Here is a 20932-nt window from a genome sequence, read left to right on the forward strand (position 1 = left end):
GATCATTTGCGAAGGGGAGGTTGAAAACGTGAGTTCTGTAGCAAAAAAACAGGGGATGGGTGCTGTCATATGGGATTATTTAACGACAGTAGACCATAAAAAGATTGCCATTCTCTATTTAATTGCAGGTGGAGTATTTTTTATAATAGGCGGAATAGAAGCGCTATTTATTCGCCTTCAGTTAGCGATTCCTAACAATGCTTTTCTTGTTGGGGATGCTTATAATCAAGTATTAACGATGCACGGTACAACAATGATTTTCCTCGCAGCTATGCCACTCGTGTTTGCATTTATGAACGCCGCAGTACCACTTCAAATTGGAGCACGTGATGTGGCGTTCCCGTTTTTGAATTCACTCGGATTCTGGTTGTTTTTCTTTGGTGGAGTATTTTTAAATTTAAGTTGGTTTTTAGGAGGAGCACCTGATGCAGGTTGGACATCGTATGCATCTTTAGCTTTAGCCTCAAAAGGGCATGGTGTTGACTTTTATGTACTCGGCTTGCAAATATCAGGTATTGGTACATTAATTGGAGGTATTAACTTCCTTGTTACAATTATTAATATGCGAGCGCCAGGAATGACCTATATGCGCATGCCGATGTTTACATGGACAACATTTGTAACATCGTCACTTATATTATTCGCATTTCCTCCATTAACTGTAGGATTAGGTCTTTTAATGCTAGATCGCTTATTTGGCACAAGTTTCTTTAATCCGGCATTAGGTGGGAACACAATTATATGGGAGCATTTATTCTGGATCTTCGGTCACCCAGAAGTATACATTCTTATACTCCCAGCTTTCGGAATATTCTCAGAAATCTTCGCCACATTTTCGAAAAAAAGATTATTTGGTTATTCATCGATGGTGTTCGCGACTGTATTAATCGGATTTTTAGGATTTATGGTATGGGCGCATCATATGTTTACAGTTGGTCTTGGTCCTGTTGCGAACGCTATCTTCTCAGTTGCAACAATGGCGATTGCAGTTCCCACAGGTATTAAAATATTTAACTGGCTCTTTACAATGTGGGGTGGAAGTATTAGGTTTACAACACCAATGATGTGGGCGGTAGCTTTTATTCCATCATTCGTTATGGGTGGAGTTACAGGCGTTATGCTTGCATCTGCACCAGCTGATTATCAATTTCATGATAATTATTTTGTGGTAGCACATTTTCATTATGTAATTGTCGGCGGTGTTGTATTTGGTTTACTTGCAGGTGCACATTATTATTGGCCGCTTATGTTTAATAAGGTATTAAATGAAACGCTAGGAAAGATAACATTTTGGTTATTCTTTATCGGTTTCCATTTAACGTTCTTTATTCAGCATTTCCTTGGATTAATTGGTATGCCACGTCGTTATTACACATACCTAGAGGGACAAGGATTAGAAATGGGGAATATGATTAGTTCTATTGGAGCAGTATTTATGGCTCTTGGCACAATCGTTCTTTTATTCAATGTAATTAAAACAACAGTGTCAAAAGAGAAGGCTGGTCGTGACCCATGGGATGCACGTACATTAGAGTGGACAATGCCAGCACCTACACCGGAATATAATTTCAAACAATTACCATTTGTTCGCGGATTAGATCCGTTTTGGATTGAAAAACGTGAAGGTAATAAAGAGATGACAGCTGCGGAACCAGTTGGTGATATTCATATGCCAAACCCTTCGTTTTCACCGTTTATCATTTCTTTAGGTTTATTTATAGCCGCGTTTGGTGCGATGTATATGCAGGGTGGAAAAGATAAGTTTTGGTTGTTAGTAGCAATTATTGGTTTAATCATTACATTTGGTACAATGTTCCTTCGCTCAGTAGTCGATGATCATGGATATCATATTCATAAAGAAGATTTAGAGGATAAGGGGGGCAAGGCATAATGCATGTAGATGAAAAATTAACGAATGAAACATTTCCAGCAGAGCCTGAAAAAGCAACCCTTGAGGGAAAAAATAAGTTTGTCGGTTTTTGGTTATTTCTTGGAGGCGAAACGGTGTTGTTCGCTTCCTTATTCGGCACATATTTAGCATTAAAGAACTCTACAAATGGCGGACCAACATCTCAAGAGATGTTTCAAATGCCACTCGTTTTCATCATGACGATGCTTTTGTTAACAAGTAGTTTAACGAGTGTATATGCAATGTATCATATGAAAAATTTCAACTTTAAGAAAATGCAACTTTGGTTACTTGTAACAGTGTTGCTGGGATTAGGATTTTTGGGGTTTGAAATATATGAGTTTTATCATTATACGCATGAATTTAAGCATACTATGAGAAGTAGTGCATTTGGTTCTGCATTCTATGCTCTTGTTGGTACACACGGGCTCCACGTGTTGTTTGGATTATGTTGGATTTTAACATTAATCTTTAGAAATGCGAAGAGAGGCTTAAATTTATACAACGCACCAAAGTTTTATGTTGCATCAATTTATTGGCACTTTATTGACGTAGTTTGGGTGTTTATTTTCACTGTAGTATATTTAATGGGAATGGTGGGATAAACAATGGCCGTAAAGCAAACGAATAATCCTAAAGTTGATCTTGTTTATCGGAAGAGAAAAAGTGCGGAGGAGATGAAGCATCAAGTTATTACGTTTGCATTAATGATTTTTTTAACATTAGTTGCATTTGTGGCAGTTGCATTTCCGAAAACTTTTAGTCCGACTTTCTCTGTACCATTTATTTTACTATTAGCAGTGGTACAAGTAATTTTTCAATTGTATTATTTTATGCATATGAGTCATAAAGGACATGAAGCGGCAAGTTTCTTTCTTTATTCTGGTCTGTTAATAGGATTAATTACAATTTTAGCTTTTATGACGATCGTGTGGATCTGAAAAGTGAAAAATAAGGGAGCTTGTGTTGTCACAGCTCCCTCTTCACATTATGTGAAAGGATAACCTTAAGAAGGTGGGTGTGACAATGAGTAACTTGTGGATATTTGGTTTTCAAGCTCTATGGAGTCCGATCTTTTTATTATTTATGCTTTCGATTCTTATTGGGTACTTTTTAATTATTGGACCATATAGAACGCGATTTGAAAATGCGACGAAGGTAAGTAAGAAGCAAATTTTTTATTTTACGACTGGGATTGTCCTCTTGTATTTTGTAAAGGGAGGACCTATTGATTTAATTGGTCATATTATATTTAGCGCACATATGTTTGAAATGGCAATAATGTATATTGCAGTTCCACCGTTATTACTGCTTGGTATACCTGTATGGCTATATCAATATATTACTTCTTTTAAGTTCGTTCAAATTGTGCTGAAGGTTTTTGCAAAGCCGCTTATTGCGTTGTTCGTATTTAACGGTCTGTTTTCCTTTTATCATTTGCCAGTTGTTTTTGATACAGTAAAACAAAGTCAAATAGCGCATCCTATTTGCCTTGCTATATTGTTTTTTGCAGCAATGATGATGTGGTGGCCGATGCTAAATCCGTTGCCGGAATATCAAACGTTAAGTGATATAAAGAAGCTTGGTTACATGTTTGCTAATGGTATTTTATTAACACCAGCTTGTGCATTAATAATTTTTGCGACTGCACCATTATTTGCAACATATACGGATTCAGCCGCTTGGATGAAGGCGATGGAACTTTGTGTACCAGCGGGTACTTTATCAGATTTAAATATAACCGGACCAGAATTTTTACATTGGATGCCAGTCGTACAAGACCAGCAAACAGGCGGTATCATTATGAAAATTGTCCAGGAAATAGTGTACGGTACGATTATCGGCTATGTGTTCTTTAAATGGGCACGTAGAGAGCGTGAAAAGGATAAAGAGCAGTTGCAAGAGTTACCCCCTTATTTGCAGACAAAATAAAAACGAGAGCATCTTATTGATGCTCTCGTTTTTTGTTATTCTATAATTTGAAATGCTTTCAATTCTTTTTCAATATTTTGTAGGAGTTGTTCGCTTTTTTGAAGTACATTCGTTGGGAAAATCTCATCATCACCATATTCAACGCCATGAGGATAATAATGTTTTCCTAATAAGGGAGGTAATAGTTTTACTTGAGCGTGTCTACCGCCGATGTCACCTTCAACAGCAAAACCTTGTACACGTAAATAATAAATATCCGTTAATATTTCAAATTTATAATCGTATGTAATGCGTTCATAATCCCATTGTCCAGCGAGTACAAAATGGTTGTTTTCCATGATTTCAGTTAAAAGAGTTAAATCTACGACTGCATCATTAAACTTTGTATTTGTAAATTGCATAAAATACCTCCTTCTTATTATTTATACTATTATTTTTATAATAGTATGAATAATAAGAAAGTGCAATTCATATTGAGAGAAAAGGGATAATCCAGACTTTTTTCGTGAAAATATGATATAGTGAAAAGAGTACGGTACACACAAAAAGGAAAGAAAAGGATTTGTGTATATCTCAATTTTATGTTTTGTTCAGGAGGTATATCGTTTGAAAAAAGTATTACGTATCGTAATCATTACATTTTTAATTTTAGCTGTGGATTTATACGGGAAATTACTCGTTTCGCAATATATATTAACCCCATCTCACTCTAAGCAAGAAAATAAAATTGTGAAAAAGAAAAAGCAAATAAATGAAGAAACCTCAGACACTGTTTTAAATATGATTGGTGGGGACTCTGAGAATTTATTAGCAAAGTGGGGCGAACCATCTCGAATAGAGCCGTCTGCCTATGGATATGAATGGTGGGTGTATAATCAAGATTTAACTCAGTATGTTCAATTTGGAGTTGCTGAACGTAAAATTGTAACGGCGTATGTTGCTGGTGAACAAGTTAAGGTGACGCCTTATTATATAAATGAAAAGTATGAAGAAGTATATAAAAAGAATCCGATTTCACATGAGATTTCATTAAAAAGAGGGAAAAATAATTATCAATTTGAGTTATCTGATACGGAAGTAATGGAACAACCACTAATACCTGTAGAAGATGGATGGGCACAATTATACTTTGATCATTTTACACATGAGCTTGTTGGTGTTCGTTATATGGATGATGAAACGTTATTACGCCAAAGACCGTATCAGCTTGTTTATTCAGGAGAATTAATAGCGGAACAACCATTGACTCCAGAAAAAATGAAGCAAGTAGAAAATGGAAATATGCAGCAAATTCTAGACTTAACAAATATTATTCGAGGTCGTCATGAATTACCGTTGTTAACATGGGATCAACAAACGGCAGACGTTGCATTTGGCCATAGTAAAGATATGAAGGATAATAATTATTTTTCCCATGACTCGCCTACTTTTGGTACGTTAGGAGATCGTCTGCAACGTGGTCAAGTAGCTTTTCAACTTGCTGGTGAGAATATAGCGGCGCAACATAGTGATGGAATCGCAGCGGTACAAGGCTGGTTAAATAGTGAAGGTCACAGAAAAAATTTATTAAATGAGCAATTCACTGGATTAGGTGTTGGGGTATACGATAAGTTTTATACTCAAAACTTTATTCGAAAATAAAAAGGTGCATGAATCGTCTAAAAATGGGCGAACCATGCGCCTTTTTTTTCTTACAATATAGTAGATATACAAGAAGAGGTGAGGATTATGCCGACAACAAAAGGGCCGTTGCATCCATCGGTTCAGCAGTTTAAAGAATTTGTAAACCATCACCCTAAAATGGTTCATGAGGTTAGAGGTGGCCAAAAAACTTGGCAGCAATTTTATGAAGAATGGTACTTACTCGGTGAAGAGGATCGAATATGGGCAGCCTATAGACCTGATGGAGCACCTGCTTTTTCTTCAGTGAAAAAAAATAAAGAGAAAAAAGAAGATAGAACTGAAGAAGAAAAAACTGAAGAAGAAAAAACTGCTGATGTGATGGGACAAATGCTTTCTTTTTTTAAGAAGCTAGACGTAGAACAAATGCAGCAACATTTAGCAAATGTAACGAGTGCGATTGGTAGTGTGCAACAAGTTATACAACAATTTCAAGGAAACCGCGCGCAAGAAGAACAAAGTACTTCTGAAAATAATCCATTTTTCTTTCAAAAGGATTAGGGGGAAAGAGGATGAGAGCAGATCTTATGGAGTCTATAAAAGCTGATGAGGATTTAACTCGTTATATCCGGGAACAGCCGTACTGGTATCGGAAATTAACGCGTAATCCAGAAGAAAAAGAAGCCTTTGAGTTAGCTGCTATGCAGCATTTCAAAAAAACAATACCGGATAAAGTGGAAAAATTTCAAAATCAATTAGCGGTGGCTTCAATTATGATTGATATGTTTCAGTATATGAAGCAGCAAAATACGACGTAATTGGAAGGTGAAAACTATGTCCGTCATGCAAAACTTTTGTTACAATAGAATCGGATTATTTAAAAAGGAGTTGCAGCATGACGGAAATTTGTTTAGTACGACATGGACAAACTGATTGGAATTTTCAAGAGATTATTCAAGGGCGCGAAGATATTCCGCTTAACGAAGTTGGGAAAAAGCAAGCGAGTCAAAGTGCAGCTGCCTTGCAAGCGGAATCGTGGGATATTATTATCAGTAGCCCTTTAATTAGAGCTCAAGAAACAGCTAGGGAAATTGCTGAGGCTATTGGGTTGCAATCTATTTTATTAGATGAGCGATTTATGGAACGTAATTTTGGAGAAGCTTCTGGGAAACCAGTTGCGACAGTTAGAGAGTTAATTGCAGAAGGTAATGTAAAAGGTATGGAGCGGGACGAAGAGATTGTAGAACGCTGTTTTACCGCTTTACAAGAGGTTGCAGCAACCCATGGAGATAAGCGTATTATCATTGTTGCGCATTCACATGCAATAAAAGCAATTTTACATGCGATTACACCAGAGGAAATTACATTTAAAACGCCGTTAAAAAACGCATGTATTAGCTATGTAAAAGAAAATAGTGGGAAATGGGATGTTCTTAAATACAATGTTGCGGAGCATATTAGCGTATAGGAGTATAAGAGGATTATATGAAAAGAAGTTAGAAGCATATCTTTCTTTTAGGTGAGAGACTTCAATTAGTAGTTCTGTCCCAAATGTGTTATGATGAATACTCGGAGGTGTCTCTCATGATTGTAGCGACGCTGGAAAGCGTACTGATTTTAGATAAGGCAGAGCAGCTTGCAAAATCAATCATTTGTTCAGATATAGCAGAAGATTATCGTAAGTGTTATAAGGATATACAAGAAGATATAGATGTCCAGACGCTAATTCAACAGTTTACAGCGATGAAAGAGCGATATGAAGAAGTGCAACGCTTTGGTAAATATCATCCTGACTACACTTTCGTTTCAACGAAAATGAGGGAATTAAAGCGTTCTGTAGATTTGCATGATAAAATTGCAGCCTTTAAAAAAGCAGAAACTGCTTTACAAAAGTTATTAGATGAAGTTAGTGTAGCAATCGGTTCGGAGGTATCCTCTTCCATTAAAGTTCCAACAGGAAATCCGTTTTTTGATGCGGGTGGCTGTGGCGGTGGTTGTGGTACCGGAGGCGGTTGTGGTTGTAAAAAAACGGGGTAATTTACCCCGTTTTTTAGAATATGGAAGAAAACGTATACAGAGTTTGTCCTTTAATATCATAAATTTCTGATTGGTTTTCATAAAAGATAAGAATATAAGTTTTTAAAAGGAGAAGATGGAGAAGATTATGTTCGGGCAACGACAAAGTATGATTGTTTATTTACATTCATTGAAACATGCCAAGATTTTAAGGAAATATGGTAACATTCATTACATATCAAAACGATTGAAATATGCGGTTGTATATTGTGATATGGAACAAATTGAGCATATGATGCAAAAATTGAATAAACTTCCTTTTGTAAAAAAAGTAGAACAGTCGTATCGCCCATTTTTAAAAACGGAATTCGAAAATTCACGTCCTGATCGGGCGAAGGAATACGATTATAGCTAATAAAAAAATCCCCTGCTAAATTTAGTGGGGGATTTTTTTATTTTAAATAACATGTTATTTCATTGGAGGAATGAAATTGTTCATTCGTAAAATACCAATTAGATGATTGAAAAATAGTTCTTTTTCAGGGAAAGTTGTCGACGGTTTTACAGTAAAGGTAGTAACTTTTTTCCCTATTTGTTCCGCCGTTTCTTCAAATAAAATAACACGTTTGCTTTTTTTATTTTCAAGTACAGGAATGCCTTCACGACATATGTATAATGGCTGAAAATCACCAGTAGTTGTAGGTTTTAGTATTACAACAAGTGAACACACTTTTTTTTCGTTTTTTACAGTTTCAAATTGTAACATATGTGTTATACGTTCTTTGTTTGCTTTGGCAATTTCGAGTAATTCATATAAATCAGAGTAGCCTTCTCCGAGTTCTATAAAGCGTTGAATCATATTTTTGCCTCCTCTTTCTTTTACTGTACCATCTCACTTTTTAAATGAAAAGTAGACAAAGAAAAAAACCCTGCAATGCAGGGCCCTTCTTATACTAGTATGAACTAGTAAGAAGGCAAAGGGAGAGGAGAAACCGGAGGAAGAACTTATGGGGAAACGTAAGTCTTCTCCGCGGTTGGCAACAACATCGAAGGTGATGTTGTTATATTTATTTATGTCCAATCTAAATGAAGATATACATAATGAAATTAAAATTTATGTTAGGCTTTTTATTTTTCTTTTTTTTATTTTATGATAGGATAAAAAAGGTAAAGTGGAACTGATGTACATAGAGGGTTGTTGCTTGCAAAAAGTGAAATGGATATGAAAGAAATAGCGAGCGGTTATTTTAACTGAGGTTTTCAATTATTTAAATAACAAATTAATAAAAAAATGTATGAAATAGTATGAATTGGTAGCGGTTACTGAATTGAAAAGAATTTGCTGTAATCGCTCTATAGATTGAAATAAAGGTAGTGACAACAGATGAGAGTAGTTTCAGGAAAATGTAAAGGGCACCCACTTAAAGCGGTACCTGGTAATACAACGCGTCCAACGACAGATAAAGTGAAAGAATCTATTTTTAATATGATAGGTCCTTATTATGATGGTGGTATCGCTCTTGATTTATTTGGTGGTAGCGGTGGTCTTGGAATTGAGGCCATAAGTAGAGGGATTGATAAAGCGATTTTTGTTGATCGAGATAGTAAAGCGATAAAAGTCATTCATCAAAATTTAGAAAGCTGTAGGCTACAAGAACAAGCTGAAGTGTATCGAAATGATGCAGAGCGTGCGGTAAAGGCGCTTATAAAGCGTGAAATATCATTCGATCTTATACTAATAGACCCTCCATATAAAGCTCAAAAAATTGTTTCTTTAGTTAGTGTGATGGATCAACATGGATTGTTAAATAAAGATGGAATCATTATGGCAGAGCACGGGGATGACGTGGTTTTACCTGATTCTATAGGAGAACTTGTAAAAGTACGAGCGGAAAACTATGGGATTACAGCAATTTCGATTTATAAGTATGAAGGTGAGGGGACGGAATGACAAGTATAGCTATTTCTTCAGGGAGTTTTGATCCAATTACCCTTGGGCATTTGGATATTATTAAAAGGGGCGCAAAAGTATTTGATGAAGTATATGTAGTTGTTTTAAATAATTCATCAAAAAAACCATTCTTTTCGGTAGAAGAACGCTTAGAGTTAATTCGAGAGGCGACAAAGGATATTCCGAATGTAAAGGTTGATTCACATAGTGGATTATTGGTGGAATATGCAAAAATGCGTAATGCAAATGCAATATTACGTGGTTTGCGAGCGGTTTCTGATTTTGAATATGAGATGCAAATTACTTCAATGAATCGAAAATTAGACGAAAATATAGAAACCTTTTTTATTATGACAAACAATCAATATTCATTTTTAAGTTCAAGTATTGTGAAAGAAGTTGCGAGATATGGAGGAAGTGTAGTAGACCTTGTTCCTCCGATTGTAGAGCGAGCTTTAAAAGAAAAGTTTCAAACCCCGTTAAAGTGAACGGGGTTTTTCTTTATAAATACGTAAAAACAATAAGATAACATATAAATATAAACAAAATAAGGTGAAGATTGGTCCGTAGTGTATAAATGCTGTCCAAATATCATTTAGTGTAAAAGAATGATTCAATAAAAATACGGGAATATCTTCTTGTGTAGGCGAGACAGAATGAACTTTTTCATAAAATGGTTCCCAAAATATAAAAGTGAGAATAGGAGCGATAATACTTTGGATAATTCGAGCTAAAAAATATGGTTTAAAACGGATATCTGTCTCCGCTAATATGCTTGCTACTTGTGCCTGAATAGAAAGACCACTAAATGCTAAAATGAAGCTTGTTACCATTGCTTGTTGAAGAAGTGTTGTTTCATTTATTTGGCTGATCATTTGGCTTCCAAGCGTCATTTCAAAAATACCGGATAATATCGGAATATTAAATTGGGAGGTAAGTTGGAAGAATGATAAAATATGTTGCATAATAAAAGAAAGCGCTTCTGTAATTTCGAAAACAGTAATCATTTTATTTAAAACAGAGAATAAAATAATAAACCCACCAATCATGAGCAGTGTTTGAATAGAAGAAACGATAGCGTCACCAAGTAGTTTTCCGATTGGCCTTTTTTCTTGCATACGCGTTTGGTGGAGAATGGAAAAAGGATTTTGAAAGGCACGTTTTTGATTCGTATGTTTTTCTTTTATGTAAGTATCGTTACTACCATAAAAGCGCATCAGTAACCCGACGATAAAGTTACTTATATAATGTGCTGCTGCTAATACGAGCCCTAATTTCGGATTATTGAAAAAACCAATAGAAACCGCTCCGAAAATAAAAAGCGGATTAGAAGAATTTGTGAAAGATACGAGTCGTTCCGCTTCAATTTGTGTTAGTTGGTTGCTCTTGCGTAGTCTAGCGCTTAATTTGGCGCCAGCGGGGAATCCTGAAGCCATTCCCATTGCCCAAACAAACCCGCCTACCCCTGGAACACGAAACAATGGACGCATTAGTGGTTCTAATATAACACCGATAAATTTTACAACACCAATACTGATTAGAAGTTCCGCAATGATGAAAAACGGTAGTAGTGAAGGGAATACAACTTCCCACCATATATTTAACCCTCGAATTGAAGCTTGCAAAGCAGCTTGGGGGTGGAGTACAAGAGAAAAGGTTAAAAACAACATTGATATGGTAAGAAAAGCAGTTTTCCATTTTTCGTACATGTAAGAAAATCCCCCTTTGTCCCAAAAACGTTCATTTCAGTATACGTGGATATGTGGTGAATTTAGACCATAAGTATGAAAAAGGAATGAAAAAAATTAAAGGGTGAGAAAAATGAAGGAACCAAAAATCGGTTTAGCACTTGGATCCGGAGGTGCAAAAGGTTTTGCTCATATAGGGGTAATAAAAGTGTTAAGGGAAGCTGGCATCCCTATTCATATGGTAGCAGGTAGTAGTATAGGAGCGTTAATTGGTACATTTTATGCAGCGAGTTGTGACGTTGAAAGATTGTATAGATTGGCCGCTGTTTTTAAAAGGAAATATTATTTGGATTTTACAGTTCCTAAGATGGGATTTATTGCTGGAAAACGTATCAAAGATATGATTAAAATGTTTACATATAATAAAAATTTAGAAGAGTTAGATATCCCAACGGCTGTTGTGGCTACTGACATTTTGAAGGGGGAAAAAGTTGTTTTTACAAGCGGTCCGATTGCAGAGGCGGTTCGAGCTAGTATATCTGTGCCAGGGGTGTTTGTTCCAGAGAAAATAGATGGCCGCTTATTAGTGGATGGAGGGGTAATTGACCGTATTCCCGTATCGGTTGTAAAAGATTTAGGGGCTGATATTGTTATTGCTGTTGATGTATCTCCAATTAAGGTGAATGGAGAGGTTACATCGATTTATGATGTGATTATGCAGAGTATTGAAATCATGCAACATGAACTTGTGATAAATCGGCAAATAGCATCAGATTTAATGATGAGGCCAGCAGTAGAACAATTTAGTTCGCGTGCTTTTACACATATTGAAGACATTATTAGGGTCGGAGAAGTGGAAGCAGAAAAACACATTTCAAACATTTATTTACTAATTGAGCAGTGGAAGGAGAAACATAATGTTTAAGCGTTTTCGGTTTATATATGCAATTTTAATAGGGGTTATATTGGCGATGCTACTTGTTTATGTGCGTTTGCCATACTATGTGACAAAACCAGGTATGGCCGCGAAATTAGCGCCGTACGTGCAAGTTGACGGTGGAACTAAAGAGTCTGGTGATTTTATGCTTGTCACAGTCTCAATGGGGCCTGCAAATGTTGTGAACTTAATAGCCGCGCAATTTAATAAATATACACACGTTTCGAAGGCGGAAGAAATATTGCAAAAAGGTGAGAGTGATGAAGAATATCAATTTCGCCAAAATTATGCAATGAAAGATTCACAAAACGCCGCAATTTATAATGCATATAAACGTGCAAATCGTTCCGTATCTTTTGAAAATAAAGGGGTCCTAGTTGCTGGTGTGACAAAGGGAATGCCGTCAGAAGGGAAGCTTAAGCTTGGAGATGTCATCATAGCTGTCGACGGAAAAACATTCGAAAAGACGGAACAATTTATTGAGTATATGACAGGGAAAAAAGAGGGAGATACAGTAAATATTGAATACAAGCGAGGTGGAGAACAGTTTAAAGAAAATTTAAATGTAAAGACAATTCCTAATGGAAATGGCCGCGTTGGAATAGGTGTATCTATCGTTACAGAAAGAGAGTTAGTGGTAGATCCGAAAGTGAAAATTGATTCCCATGAAATAGGGGGGCCATCAGCGGGTTTAATGTTTACCTTAGAAATTTATAATCAGCTCGTTGAAGAAGATTTAACAAACGGACATGAAATAGCTGGAACAGGTACAATCAATGATAAAGGAGAAATTGGTCCCATTGGTGGTATTCAGCAAAAAGTAGTAGCTGCTAGTGATGCGGGAGCTGAAGTGTTCTTTGCGCCAAATGAAAAGGGTGTAGAGAAATCGAATTATAAAGATGCTCTTGAAGCTGCGAAAGATATTAAAACAAAGATGAAAATTGTACCGGTGGACACACTGGATGATGCATTAACGTATTTGGAAAAAATGGGTAAAATAAAGTAAACCTCTCTGAAAAAGAGAGGTTTTTCTTATAGGAATTTTTTAGTTGTTTCATCATAACGAACTGGATGATGCGTTGCTTCTTGTTTGAGCAGGTGTGTCCGCAAAGGTTCTTGCATTATGGAGAAATATACAGCATTTGATTTTCGCTCTATGTCTAAAGTAGGGTGTTCGAATGTTTTTGTATGTGTAAGGATTGGCAGTTCTATTCTTTTCTTATTTTTAGAAAGATAAGTTTGTCCTTTTTGTGACATTCCGAGTAGACGGATATACGGCGCGTGCTGTTCTATATTTGCTTTATATATTTCTTCCTTCGTTGTATTTGTTAAAATATGTGTACAAGCTCTTTGTAATCTAGTCCATGTATAACGTTTTGTTTTTAATGCTTCCATGAATGAATAGAAAGATGAACTGTCTTGTATTTTGGATAAAATACGATGCTCTAAACCCTCTTCAATTTCATATATATGTTGTAAGTCCCCTGGAGACATCGTCATAAGTTTGTATTTAAAAAATGAAAAGTATTTTTCCCAGTTATGTAACGTCCCATAGTTTTGCTTGTAGTTTTCTAAAAGAGAAGCAGTTGTTTTCGGGATAAAAGGCTCAATAGTTGTAGATGAACCGTGTTCATTAAATAGTTGTTTGCGGATACTTGTTGCACTTGCAATATGTTGATCGTGAAATGTTTCATCATGATAATGAGAGGCGAATCTTTTTATGGTTTGTGCTTGCATGGAGCTATTTTGTAAAAGGATAGCTTTAATGTACTGTAAACCTAAAATGTTATTTGGTTGTGACATATCTACATTTTTTTCAGGTGGTAAGATGTGTTGAAAGGCTTCGGATGTAGCTTTTGCATAACTATTACCCGCATTCATAAATTGCTTCACAAGACGATTAAAAGTCTCTTCTTCATTTTTTTGTACAGAGATGGTATTGTAGAAATTTCCAGTTTCCCCATCTTCACTACCGAAACAAATCTCAGAAACATGAAGGGCGTTTAAAATCGAAATTGCGCCATTTGCGAAAGTTTCGGCCTTTTGTGTTGCAAATGCATAAGGAAGCTCTACAATAAGGTCTACGCCGTTTGTTAAGGCCATTTTAGTACGATACCATTTGGAGATGAGTGCTGGCTCACCACGCTGCAAAAAAGGACCACTCATAACGGCGATAATAATATCAGACTGTGTTAACTTTTTTGTTTGTTGCACATGATAAGCATGACCGTTATGAAAAGGGTTATATTCAACAACAATACCACTGGCTTTTATGGTAATCTCTCCTTTCGATGTAGCATCTTTTTGGAAAACGTGATAATCTATATATTATTTCCTATGATGACTTCATTATAGTGTAAAGAAAAAACATTGACAAATATAAAATGGCTAGCTATAATTTTGTTTGTTGCCTTGAGGTGATATGATATGAAATGGTCCATCCATCAATTGAATAAATTGAGAAATAAAGGATTGACATTGAATGAAATGGTAGATGTAAGTGAGCTAAAAGAGGTCGAGAAAGATATTCGTGAAATTAATCCTGTTCATGTAACAGGAAGAGTTGATTTTGGCTCCGGTAAGTTTACGTTTCATCTACATATAACTGGAAGCATGGTTTTACCATGTTCTCGCTCTTTAGTAGATGTGACATTACCATTTGACATTAAAACAACTGAGGTGTTCCAAACTTCAGAAGAAGAATTTGAAACAGAAGCTGAAATTCATTGTTTAGAAGGAGAAGTACTTGACTTACTGCCCGTAATCAAGGAAAATATACTTTTGGAGATTCCAATGCAAATTTTCAGTGATGATGTTTCTGGTGGAGCACCGATGCAAGGTCAAGACTGGCAAGTGATTTCGGAAGAAAACAAAGAAAAGACTGTTGATCCAAGATTAGCAGGACTTGCAAAGTTTTTTGACAAATAATCGGAAGACTGGTTTAGGCCTTCATATGAAAATAACTATTTCTTTTAAGGAGGTGGGAAGAATGGCTGTACCTTTTAGAAGAACTTCTAAAACAGTAAAAAGAAAGCGTCGTACGCATTTCAAATTATCAGTACCTGGTATGGTAGAGTGCCCAAGCTGTGGTGAAGCGAAATTAGCTCACCGTGTATGTAAAGCATGCGGTACTTACAAAGGTAAAGAAGTAATCAGCAAGTAATTGCGGGAAAATAAACGTAGAAGATATCTTCTGCGTTTATTTTTTTTGTCTTATTCTTTATTTGTTGTATTCTATCTTTTCTAGTAACTGCATATGCTTAATAAAAAATGCATAGGGAGGACTAGAGAGATGGCGACAACAAGACAAGATGCTTGGACTGATGATGAAGATTTGCTTCTGGCAGAAGTAGTACTCCGGCATATTCAAGAAGGTGGAACGCAACTTTCTGCCTTTAAAGAAGTGGGTAGACATTTGTCTCGCACACCAGCAGCATGTGGATTTAGATGGAATTCTTATGTTAGAAAGCAATACAAAGAACGTATTGAAGAAGCAAAGCAACTTCGTAAGGTAGAAAATTATGAAGTGAAAGAGACAAAGGTATTAGAGCCGAAATCTATTACGTTGAATGATGTTATTGATTTCTTACGAAATTATAAAGATGAAAACTCTTTAATGGTGTTGCAACAACAAATTGAATCGTTACAAACAGAGCGAGAAAGTCTTCTGGAGCGATTATCAGTATATGAGGAAGAATATAGAACATTACTTGATTATATCGATCAAAAAAGAAGTGTAATGGTAGCGGAAAGAAATGGTGCTCGCTCGAATGGGAAATTGGAGAAGTTAAAGAAATAAAAAAACAGCTGTTACGCAGCTGTTTTTTTTATTTCTTATGCAGATTCTTCATTTGTAACCGCATTCACATTTGTTTCTGGAAGCCAAATATAAAAATCGCCATCAGGTACTGATACTGGTTGGAAACTCAATTTATCCCAAAAACCAGCTGAATGGATACGTGCTATCGTTTTAATTGGGAATTTCAGTTGCTTTGCATAGTTAACAAGTATTTGTCCGAATCCTTGTTTTTGAAAAGTCGGTAACACTTCAAGTTTATAAAGTTCTAGGTAAGGTCCTGTAATTTCAAATGGTTCCCCGCCGTTCCTTTTCATGTATAGACTCATACGTGCGATTAGCGATCCTCCGTAATAAATACCGTAAAATGGAGATTCGCTATCATTTTCAATAATGTTTGCTTCTAATTCTTCCAACATGGATAGTTCTTGAGCTCCGCAACCTTTAAATTTTTTAAATTCATCTAATGTTTTATAATTGATGAGCAAGCGCTCAACTTTTGGGAATCCCATTACATCACATCCTTTTCATATCTTGTTGAATGCAGAAAAGTTAAAATATTTATAATAATATTATAACTCATTTTTAAATTTTTATGAAGAAGATAGAATATTTCTTTCATTATTTTTTTGAGGATTTGCTAAACTAAGAGTAGAACTATGTATATAAGTAGTATATACATAGTGAAAGAAGAGGTTGCATTTGTTAAAAGATAATTGAATCCTTAACTATGCAATTATAATTTAATAAGCCGTAAAGGGGGAAGGGCAAGGGAACGTATATCACTTGTTAATATATGTTCCTTGTGTGAAGATGAAAATTGGAATTGTTGGACCAGGAGCTATTGGTCTACTATATACATTTTATTTACAAAAAAATAATCAAGATGTTACGTTGTTTACAAGGACGGCTAAGCAGGCTGAGGAATTGAATGTAACAGGTGTAACTTGTATTAGAAATGGGGAAAGTGAAACGGTATTCCCAACTGTTTTACCAATAGAAAGTATGCGAGATGAGAAGTTGGATTATACATTTATTGCTGTAAAGCAGTATCATATAACTGACATATTACCTTTTGTGCAGGCTGAATCGTCATTAATCTTTTTACAAAATGGAATGTCTCACCTTCATATTATGAAAAAATTAGGGAATGAACGTATAGCGGTTGGGATCGTGGAGCATGGTGCGAAAAAAGAAGGGAAACATACAGTCCATCACACTGGAATAGGTGTTACAAAGTTTGGTGTAGTGCGTGGTCAATCTAATGGTTTTGAAAAGGTATTGAATCATTTTCCTTTACATTATTTTCCGATTCAAATAGAAGATGATTGGAATGGGATTATGCGTAATAAATTAGTGGTGAATGTATGTATTAATCCACTGACCGCATTATTACGGGTTGAGAACGGAGAGTTAATTTCAAATCCGTTTTTTTATCAAATGATAGAGCAAGTATTTCAGGAAGTCGCATTTCTTATTAAAGAAGAGGACAAAAGAATGGTATGGCAAATGGTATGCCAAGTATGTGAAAAAACAGCTCGTAATACATCATCTATGTTAGCGGATGTAAGAGAGAATAGACAAACGGAAATTAATGCGATTGTCGGATATGTATTAGAAGAAGCAAAGGGACGACAACAATCCGTTCCGACACTTCAATTTTTGTATGATGCAATAAAAGGGATGGAATTATAAGTGTTTTTCTTTGCTTTTACATGAAACATTGACTACAATGTGGGTTGGTGAGAGAACAGGATACGAAAGGAAGAATTATATGGAGATAAAAGAAATCTCTGTTCCACTACAAGGTGTTGTAGCGGACTATGTGAACGGTAAAAAAGAGATACAGTCATGTTTTGACTATTTGTTAACAGAAGATGCTTTTAAACAGCGTTTACATGATTTACGTGAGAGAGAGTTTTTCCGTCAAGATTTAGTAACGCATTTATTAGAATATAATACACAATTGCAAGCGGGAGAATCTACAATTCAAAATATAAAAGCGCTTGAAGATGAAAATACATATGTAGTTATAGCTGGACAACAGGCTGGATTGTTAACTGGACCACTTTATACAGTGCATAAAGTCATTTCGATTTTACAGCTTGCAAAAGAAAAAGAAGAGAGTTTAGGGGTTAGAGTTGTTCCAGTCTTTTGGATTGCCGGTGAAGATCATGATATGGATGAAATTAATCATACATTTGTAACGAAAAATAAAAAAATAAAAAAGACCATTTTTCATGATCGTCATCCGAAAAAGGCGAGTGCTTCTGAGTCAGAGCTTTCTATTGAAGACTGTAGAAAATGGATCGAAGAGATTTTTAAAACATATCCGGAAACGAATTTTACAAAGGATGTATTACAATTTGTTGAGGATGCTTTAGATAAATCGCATACATATGTAGATTTCTTTGCACACCTTATTACAAAAATGTTCGTAAATTCTGGTTTAATTCTTGTAGATTCTCATCATCCTGCCTTAAGAAAATTAGAAGTACCGTTTTTACAACAAATAATAAGTAAATATAAAGAAATTCAAGCAGGCCTTCATAATCAACAGGAAGTAATTAAGGAATTAGGGTTTAAACCGATTATTGAAACGAAGGCAAATGCAGTGCATATATTTATGGAAATTGATAATGAGCGAGTATTGCTTGAAGAGAATCAAGGGAAATTTATTGGGAAAGATGGAGTGCATTCATTTTCGTATGAAGAATTGATGGAAGAGATGGAAAGAAGTCCAGAACGTTTTAGTAATAATGTTGTAACGCGTCCTCTTATGCAAGAGTATGTGTTTCCTACGTTAGCGTTTATTGGTGGTCCGGGGGAGTTAGCTTATTGGAGTGAATTGCAACAAGTGTTTCACACTGTCGGTTTCCAAATGCCACCTGTCGTTCCTCGGCTTACGATTACTTATATGGAGCGAGATATAGCGACAGATTTATACGATTTAGATTTGCAAGAAATTGATCCATTTCTAAATAAAGTAGATAATTTGCGTGACAACTGGCTTTCTAATCAAATAGAGGAACCGATAGACGAACGATTTCTAGAAGCGAAAAAAGAAATAATGGATATTCATAAATCATTACAACTATTCGTGAAAAAAATAGATCCAGGGTTAAATGAGTTTGCAGGGAAAAATGAAATGAAAATTAATGAACAAATTGAACTGTTAGAAAAAATGTTGAAAAGAAATGTTGAGAAGAAGCATGAGGTTCAACTAAATAAATTCCGACGTGTGCAATTTGCGCTTCGTCCATTAGGAGCACCGCAAGAACGTGTGTGGAATGTCTGTTATTATTTAAATCAATTCGGTCTTGATTTTGTGGACCAGGTAATGGAACAATCATTTTCGTGGGACGGAAAACATCATGTAATAAAACTATAAAATCTTGCTCTTTTGAGCAGGATTTTATTTTTATCCCGTTGAATTAACTGAGAAGTGAAATATTTCTGAATTATCTATCTTATATTGGTGTGATGAATCGCTATGTACCAAGTTTATATATATGACAAAATAGCACAAAATGTAAACGGATTAATATCTTTTTCGACAGGTTTTTGTTTAAATTCCCGCAAAAAATGATAAAATTTAGTATATAATAAAATAAAATAGCGATTTGTATAGCAGGCTACCTTGTTGGAAGTTAAATGAGTCGTTCTTTAGTAGCATTTCATCCTCTAGTAGTAAATAATGTTTGTAGAGTGAGAAATGTATTTAACATAATTTATTGGAAAAAGAGTAGGTGCAGCAATGTTCAAACACGTAACAGTACTTTTGAAAGAAACAGTAGATGGCTTAGATATAAAGCCGAGTGGTACATATGTAGATTGTACACTGGGTGGAGGAGGACATAGTTCTTATTTATTATCCCAGCTAACAGATGGTGGAAAATTAATAGCATTTGATCAAGATGAAATAGCGATTCAAAATGCAAAGGAAAAATTTTCTTCTTATGGTGAGCAATTTGTAACAGTGAAGAGCAACTTCCGTTATTTATCTGAAAAACTACATGAATTAGGTATCACAGAAGTAGACGGGATTTTATTCGATTTAGGTGTTTCATCCCCACAATTAGATACACCAGAGCGTGGCTTTAGTTATCATCATGATGCACCGTTAGATATGCGGATGGATCAAGATGCCCCATTAACAGCATATGATGTTGTAAACAGCTGGTCATATGAACAACTCGTAAGAATTTTCTTCCAATACGGCGAAGAAAAATTTTCAAAGCAAATAGTAAGGAAAATCGAAGCATATCGCGAGAATAAGGCTATTGAAACGACAGGAGAATTAGTAGAATTAATTAAAGAAGGTATTCCAGCTCCGGCACGTAGAACAGGTGGACATCCTGCGAAGCGAGTATTCCAGGCGATTCGTATTGCTGTAAATGATGAATTAAAAGTATTTGAAGAGGCGTTGGAGTCTGCAATTGATATGGTCAAGCCTGGTGGAAGAGTTAGTGTTATAACGTTCCATTCATTAGAAGATCGTATTTGTAAAACGACGTTTAAGCGAAATAGCACGACGCCGCAATTACCACCGGGACTACCGATTATTCCGGATGAATTTAAACCGAAATTAAAGCTTATTACAAGAAAACCGATTTTACCTTCTGACATTGAATTAGAAGAAAATAATCGAGCGCGTTCTGCGAAGTTGAGAATCGCTGAAAAACGATAAAAAGGAGAGAGAGGTATGACTAATTTAGCTGTAAAGTATAAACAACAGGCGCAAGAAGAGGTACAAATTCAAACGCCGCCACAGCAGATGGTTAAGCCAAAAGTTAAAGCGAAAATTACAAGAATTGAAAAGCTATTGTATGTAACGTTTATTGGGTTTTTATTATATGCTTGTGTAGCTTTTATTGGGAATAAAGCGGGTCTTTATCAAGTGAATGTAGAAGCAGCGACGATAGAAGAACAAATTGTGAAAAATCAAAAGGAAAATCAAGAATTGCAGGCTGAAGTAGAGAAGTTAAGTCGTTATGAACGTATCGCTGAAGTTGCAAAAAAACACGGGCTAGAAATTAATGCGAATAACGTGAAAGGCCTAAAGTAAGGCAAATAGGTGTGA

Annotated in this window: 26 protein-coding genes; 21 read left to right on the forward strand and 5 right to left on the reverse strand. The window is 35.6% G+C overall.

The window, feature by feature from the left end; genetic code table 11:
- The first annotated feature begins 55 nt into the window (after nucleotides 1–55).
- From ctaD to ctaG, 4 genes are all read left to right on the forward strand, one after another.
- Nucleotides 56–1891 carry a cytochrome c oxidase subunit I gene (ctaD, locus tag Q3V31_RS07465; protein ID WP_175472357.1) on the forward strand — a complete coding sequence of 612 codons (1836 nt, stop codon included), beginning with the start codon at nucleotides 56–58 and terminating at the stop codon, nucleotides 1889–1891.
- Entirely contained in the window at nucleotides 1891–2514 is a 624-nt protein-coding gene (ctaE, locus tag Q3V31_RS07470; protein WP_000557861.1) for a cytochrome c oxidase subunit III, read from the forward strand. The genes ctaD and ctaE overlap by 1 nt, the downstream gene beginning before the upstream one ends.
- 3 nt (nucleotides 2515–2517) lie before the next feature.
- A complete protein-coding gene (gene ctaF / locus Q3V31_RS07475; RefSeq protein ID WP_000279358.1) occupies nucleotides 2518–2850 on the forward strand; it encodes a cytochrome c oxidase subunit IVB in 333 nt (110 codons plus the stop codon).
- Nucleotides 2851–2935: 85 nt separating this feature from the next.
- Nucleotides 2936–3841, forward strand: a complete 906-nt coding sequence (gene ctaG / locus Q3V31_RS07480) for a cytochrome c oxidase assembly factor CtaG (protein WP_000069033.1) — start codon at nucleotides 2936–2938, stop codon at nucleotides 3839–3841.
- Between the two features lie 35 nt (nucleotides 3842–3876).
- Here the strand turns inward: ctaG and Q3V31_RS07485 are convergent, their stop codons facing one another.
- A complete protein-coding gene (locus tag Q3V31_RS07485; RefSeq protein WP_001160930.1) occupies nucleotides 3877–4242 on the reverse strand; it encodes a YugN family protein in 366 nt (121 codons plus the stop codon).
- Nucleotides 4243–4447: 205 nt separating this feature from the next.
- Here Q3V31_RS07485 and Q3V31_RS07490 point away from each other — a divergent pair, with 205 nt between their 5' ends.
- The 6 genes from Q3V31_RS07490 to Q3V31_RS07515 all read left to right on the forward strand — a co-directional run bounded on the left by Q3V31_RS07490 (nucleotide 4448) and on the right by Q3V31_RS07515 (nucleotide 7892).
- A complete protein-coding gene (locus Q3V31_RS07490; RefSeq protein WP_000757182.1) occupies nucleotides 4448–5482 on the forward strand; it encodes a CAP domain-containing protein in 1035 nt (344 codons plus the stop codon).
- 87 nt (nucleotides 5483–5569) lie between these two features.
- A complete protein-coding gene (locus tag Q3V31_RS07495) occupies nucleotides 5570–6022 on the forward strand; it encodes a YlbD family protein (protein ID WP_001143330.1) in 453 nt (150 codons plus the stop codon).
- A gap of 11 nt (nucleotides 6023–6033) precedes the next feature.
- On the forward strand, nucleotides 6034–6279 hold the full coding sequence (locus Q3V31_RS07500; RefSeq protein ID WP_001200915.1) for a YlbE-like family protein: 246 nt from the start codon (nucleotides 6034–6036) through the stop codon (nucleotides 6277–6279).
- Nucleotides 6280–6356: 77 nt separating this feature from the next.
- Nucleotides 6357–6929: a histidine phosphatase family protein gene (locus Q3V31_RS07505; protein WP_000134943.1), complete on the forward strand. Its 573-nt coding sequence runs from the start codon at nucleotides 6357–6359 to the stop codon at nucleotides 6927–6929.
- 116 nt (nucleotides 6930–7045) lie between these two features.
- A complete protein-coding gene (locus tag Q3V31_RS07510; protein WP_000634367.1) occupies nucleotides 7046–7498 on the forward strand; it encodes a YlbF/YmcA family competence regulator in 453 nt (150 codons plus the stop codon).
- Nucleotides 7499–7625: 127 nt separating this feature from the next.
- Nucleotides 7626–7892 carry a YlbG family protein gene (locus Q3V31_RS07515; RefSeq protein ID WP_002088292.1) on the forward strand — a complete coding sequence of 89 codons (267 nt, stop codon included), beginning with the start codon at nucleotides 7626–7628 and terminating at the stop codon, nucleotides 7890–7892.
- A gap of 54 nt (nucleotides 7893–7946) precedes the next feature.
- Here Q3V31_RS07515 and Q3V31_RS07520 read toward each other — a convergent pair whose 3' ends face one another.
- On the reverse strand, nucleotides 7947–8336 hold the full coding sequence (locus Q3V31_RS07520) for a DUF7147 family protein (protein ID WP_000616004.1): 390 nt from the start codon (nucleotides 8334–8336) through the stop codon (nucleotides 7947–7949).
- Between the two features lie 525 nt (nucleotides 8337–8861).
- Between Q3V31_RS07520 and rsmD the strand changes: the two genes are divergently transcribed.
- Both rsmD and coaD read left to right on the forward strand, forming a co-directional pair.
- On the forward strand, nucleotides 8862–9428 hold the full coding sequence (gene rsmD / locus Q3V31_RS07525) for a 16S rRNA (guanine(966)-N(2))-methyltransferase RsmD (protein WP_001266992.1): 567 nt from the start codon (nucleotides 8862–8864) through the stop codon (nucleotides 9426–9428).
- Entirely contained in the window at nucleotides 9425–9916 is a 492-nt protein-coding gene (gene coaD / locus Q3V31_RS07530) for a pantetheine-phosphate adenylyltransferase (RefSeq protein WP_000200601.1), read from the forward strand. The genes rsmD and coaD overlap by 4 nt, the downstream gene beginning before the upstream one ends.
- Here coaD and ylbJ read toward each other — a convergent pair.
- Nucleotides 9908–11137 (reverse strand): sporulation integral membrane protein YlbJ, encoded by a 1230-nt coding sequence (gene ylbJ, locus Q3V31_RS07535; protein ID WP_016130200.1) that lies wholly within the window; start codon nucleotides 11135–11137, stop codon nucleotides 9908–9910. The two genes, coaD and ylbJ, sit on opposite strands and share 9 nt — an antisense overlap.
- Before the next feature lie 112 nt (nucleotides 11138–11249).
- On the opposite strand from ylbJ, the gene Q3V31_RS07540 reads away from it, so the two are divergent.
- Together Q3V31_RS07540 and Q3V31_RS07545 are read left to right on the forward strand one after the other, a co-directional pair.
- A complete protein-coding gene (locus Q3V31_RS07540) occupies nucleotides 11250–12041 on the forward strand; it encodes a patatin-like phospholipase family protein (RefSeq protein ID WP_000662591.1) in 792 nt (263 codons plus the stop codon).
- A complete protein-coding gene (locus Q3V31_RS07545) occupies nucleotides 12034–13059 on the forward strand; it encodes a SepM family pheromone-processing serine protease (RefSeq protein ID WP_000476291.1) in 1026 nt (341 codons plus the stop codon). The genes Q3V31_RS07540 and Q3V31_RS07545 overlap by 8 nt, the downstream gene beginning before the upstream one ends.
- 26 nt (nucleotides 13060–13085) lie before the next feature.
- Here Q3V31_RS07545 and Q3V31_RS07550 read toward each other — a convergent pair whose 3' ends face one another.
- A complete protein-coding gene (locus Q3V31_RS07550) occupies nucleotides 13086–14312 on the reverse strand; it encodes a nucleotidyltransferase (protein WP_071733465.1) in 1227 nt (408 codons plus the stop codon).
- Between the two features lie 168 nt (nucleotides 14313–14480).
- On the opposite strand from Q3V31_RS07550, the gene Q3V31_RS07555 reads away from it, so the two are divergent.
- The 3 genes from Q3V31_RS07555 to Q3V31_RS07565 all read left to right on the forward strand — a co-directional run bounded on the left by Q3V31_RS07555 (nucleotide 14481) and on the right by Q3V31_RS07565 (nucleotide 15852).
- Nucleotides 14481–14981 carry a YceD family protein gene (locus Q3V31_RS07555; RefSeq protein WP_000872151.1) on the forward strand — a complete coding sequence of 167 codons (501 nt, stop codon included), beginning with the start codon at nucleotides 14481–14483 and terminating at the stop codon, nucleotides 14979–14981.
- 61 nt (nucleotides 14982–15042) lie between these two features.
- Nucleotides 15043–15216: a 50S ribosomal protein L32 gene (gene rpmF, locus Q3V31_RS07560; RefSeq protein WP_001984764.1), complete on the forward strand. Its 174-nt coding sequence runs from the start codon at nucleotides 15043–15045 to the stop codon at nucleotides 15214–15216.
- A 129-nt stretch (nucleotides 15217–15345) separates the two neighbouring features.
- Entirely contained in the window at nucleotides 15346–15852 is a 507-nt protein-coding gene (locus tag Q3V31_RS07565; protein ID WP_000246460.1) for an RsfA family transcriptional regulator, read from the forward strand.
- Between the two features lie 35 nt (nucleotides 15853–15887).
- Here Q3V31_RS07565 and Q3V31_RS07570 read toward each other — a convergent pair whose 3' ends face one another.
- Entirely contained in the window at nucleotides 15888–16361 is a 474-nt protein-coding gene (locus Q3V31_RS07570; RefSeq protein WP_000506687.1) for an N-acetyltransferase, read from the reverse strand.
- Nucleotides 16362–16656: 295 nt separating this feature from the next.
- Between Q3V31_RS07570 and panE the strand changes: the two genes are divergently transcribed.
- From panE to ftsL, 4 genes are all read left to right on the forward strand, one after another.
- Nucleotides 16657–17544, forward strand: a complete 888-nt coding sequence (gene panE, locus Q3V31_RS07575) for a 2-dehydropantoate 2-reductase (RefSeq protein ID WP_090813351.1) — start codon at nucleotides 16657–16659, stop codon at nucleotides 17542–17544.
- 79 nt (nucleotides 17545–17623) lie between these two features.
- Nucleotides 17624–19240 carry a bacillithiol biosynthesis cysteine-adding enzyme BshC gene (gene bshC, locus Q3V31_RS07580; RefSeq protein WP_090813320.1) on the forward strand — a complete coding sequence of 539 codons (1617 nt, stop codon included), beginning with the start codon at nucleotides 17624–17626 and terminating at the stop codon, nucleotides 19238–19240.
- A gap of 366 nt (nucleotides 19241–19606) precedes the next feature.
- Entirely contained in the window at nucleotides 19607–20539 is a 933-nt protein-coding gene (rsmH, locus tag Q3V31_RS07585; RefSeq protein WP_000472513.1) for a 16S rRNA (cytosine(1402)-N(4))-methyltransferase RsmH, read from the forward strand.
- Nucleotides 20540–20554: 15 nt separating this feature from the next.
- Complete coding sequence (ftsL, locus tag Q3V31_RS07590) at nucleotides 20555–20917, forward strand: cell division protein FtsL (RefSeq protein WP_000182807.1); 363 nt, start codon at nucleotides 20555–20557, stop codon at nucleotides 20915–20917.
- Nucleotides 20918–20932 lie beyond the last annotated feature (15 nt).

Source organism: Bacillus nitratireducens (assembly GCF_036320425.1).
Taxonomy (GTDB): Bacteria; Bacillota; Bacilli; order Bacillales; family Bacillaceae_G; genus Bacillus_A; species Bacillus_A nitratireducens.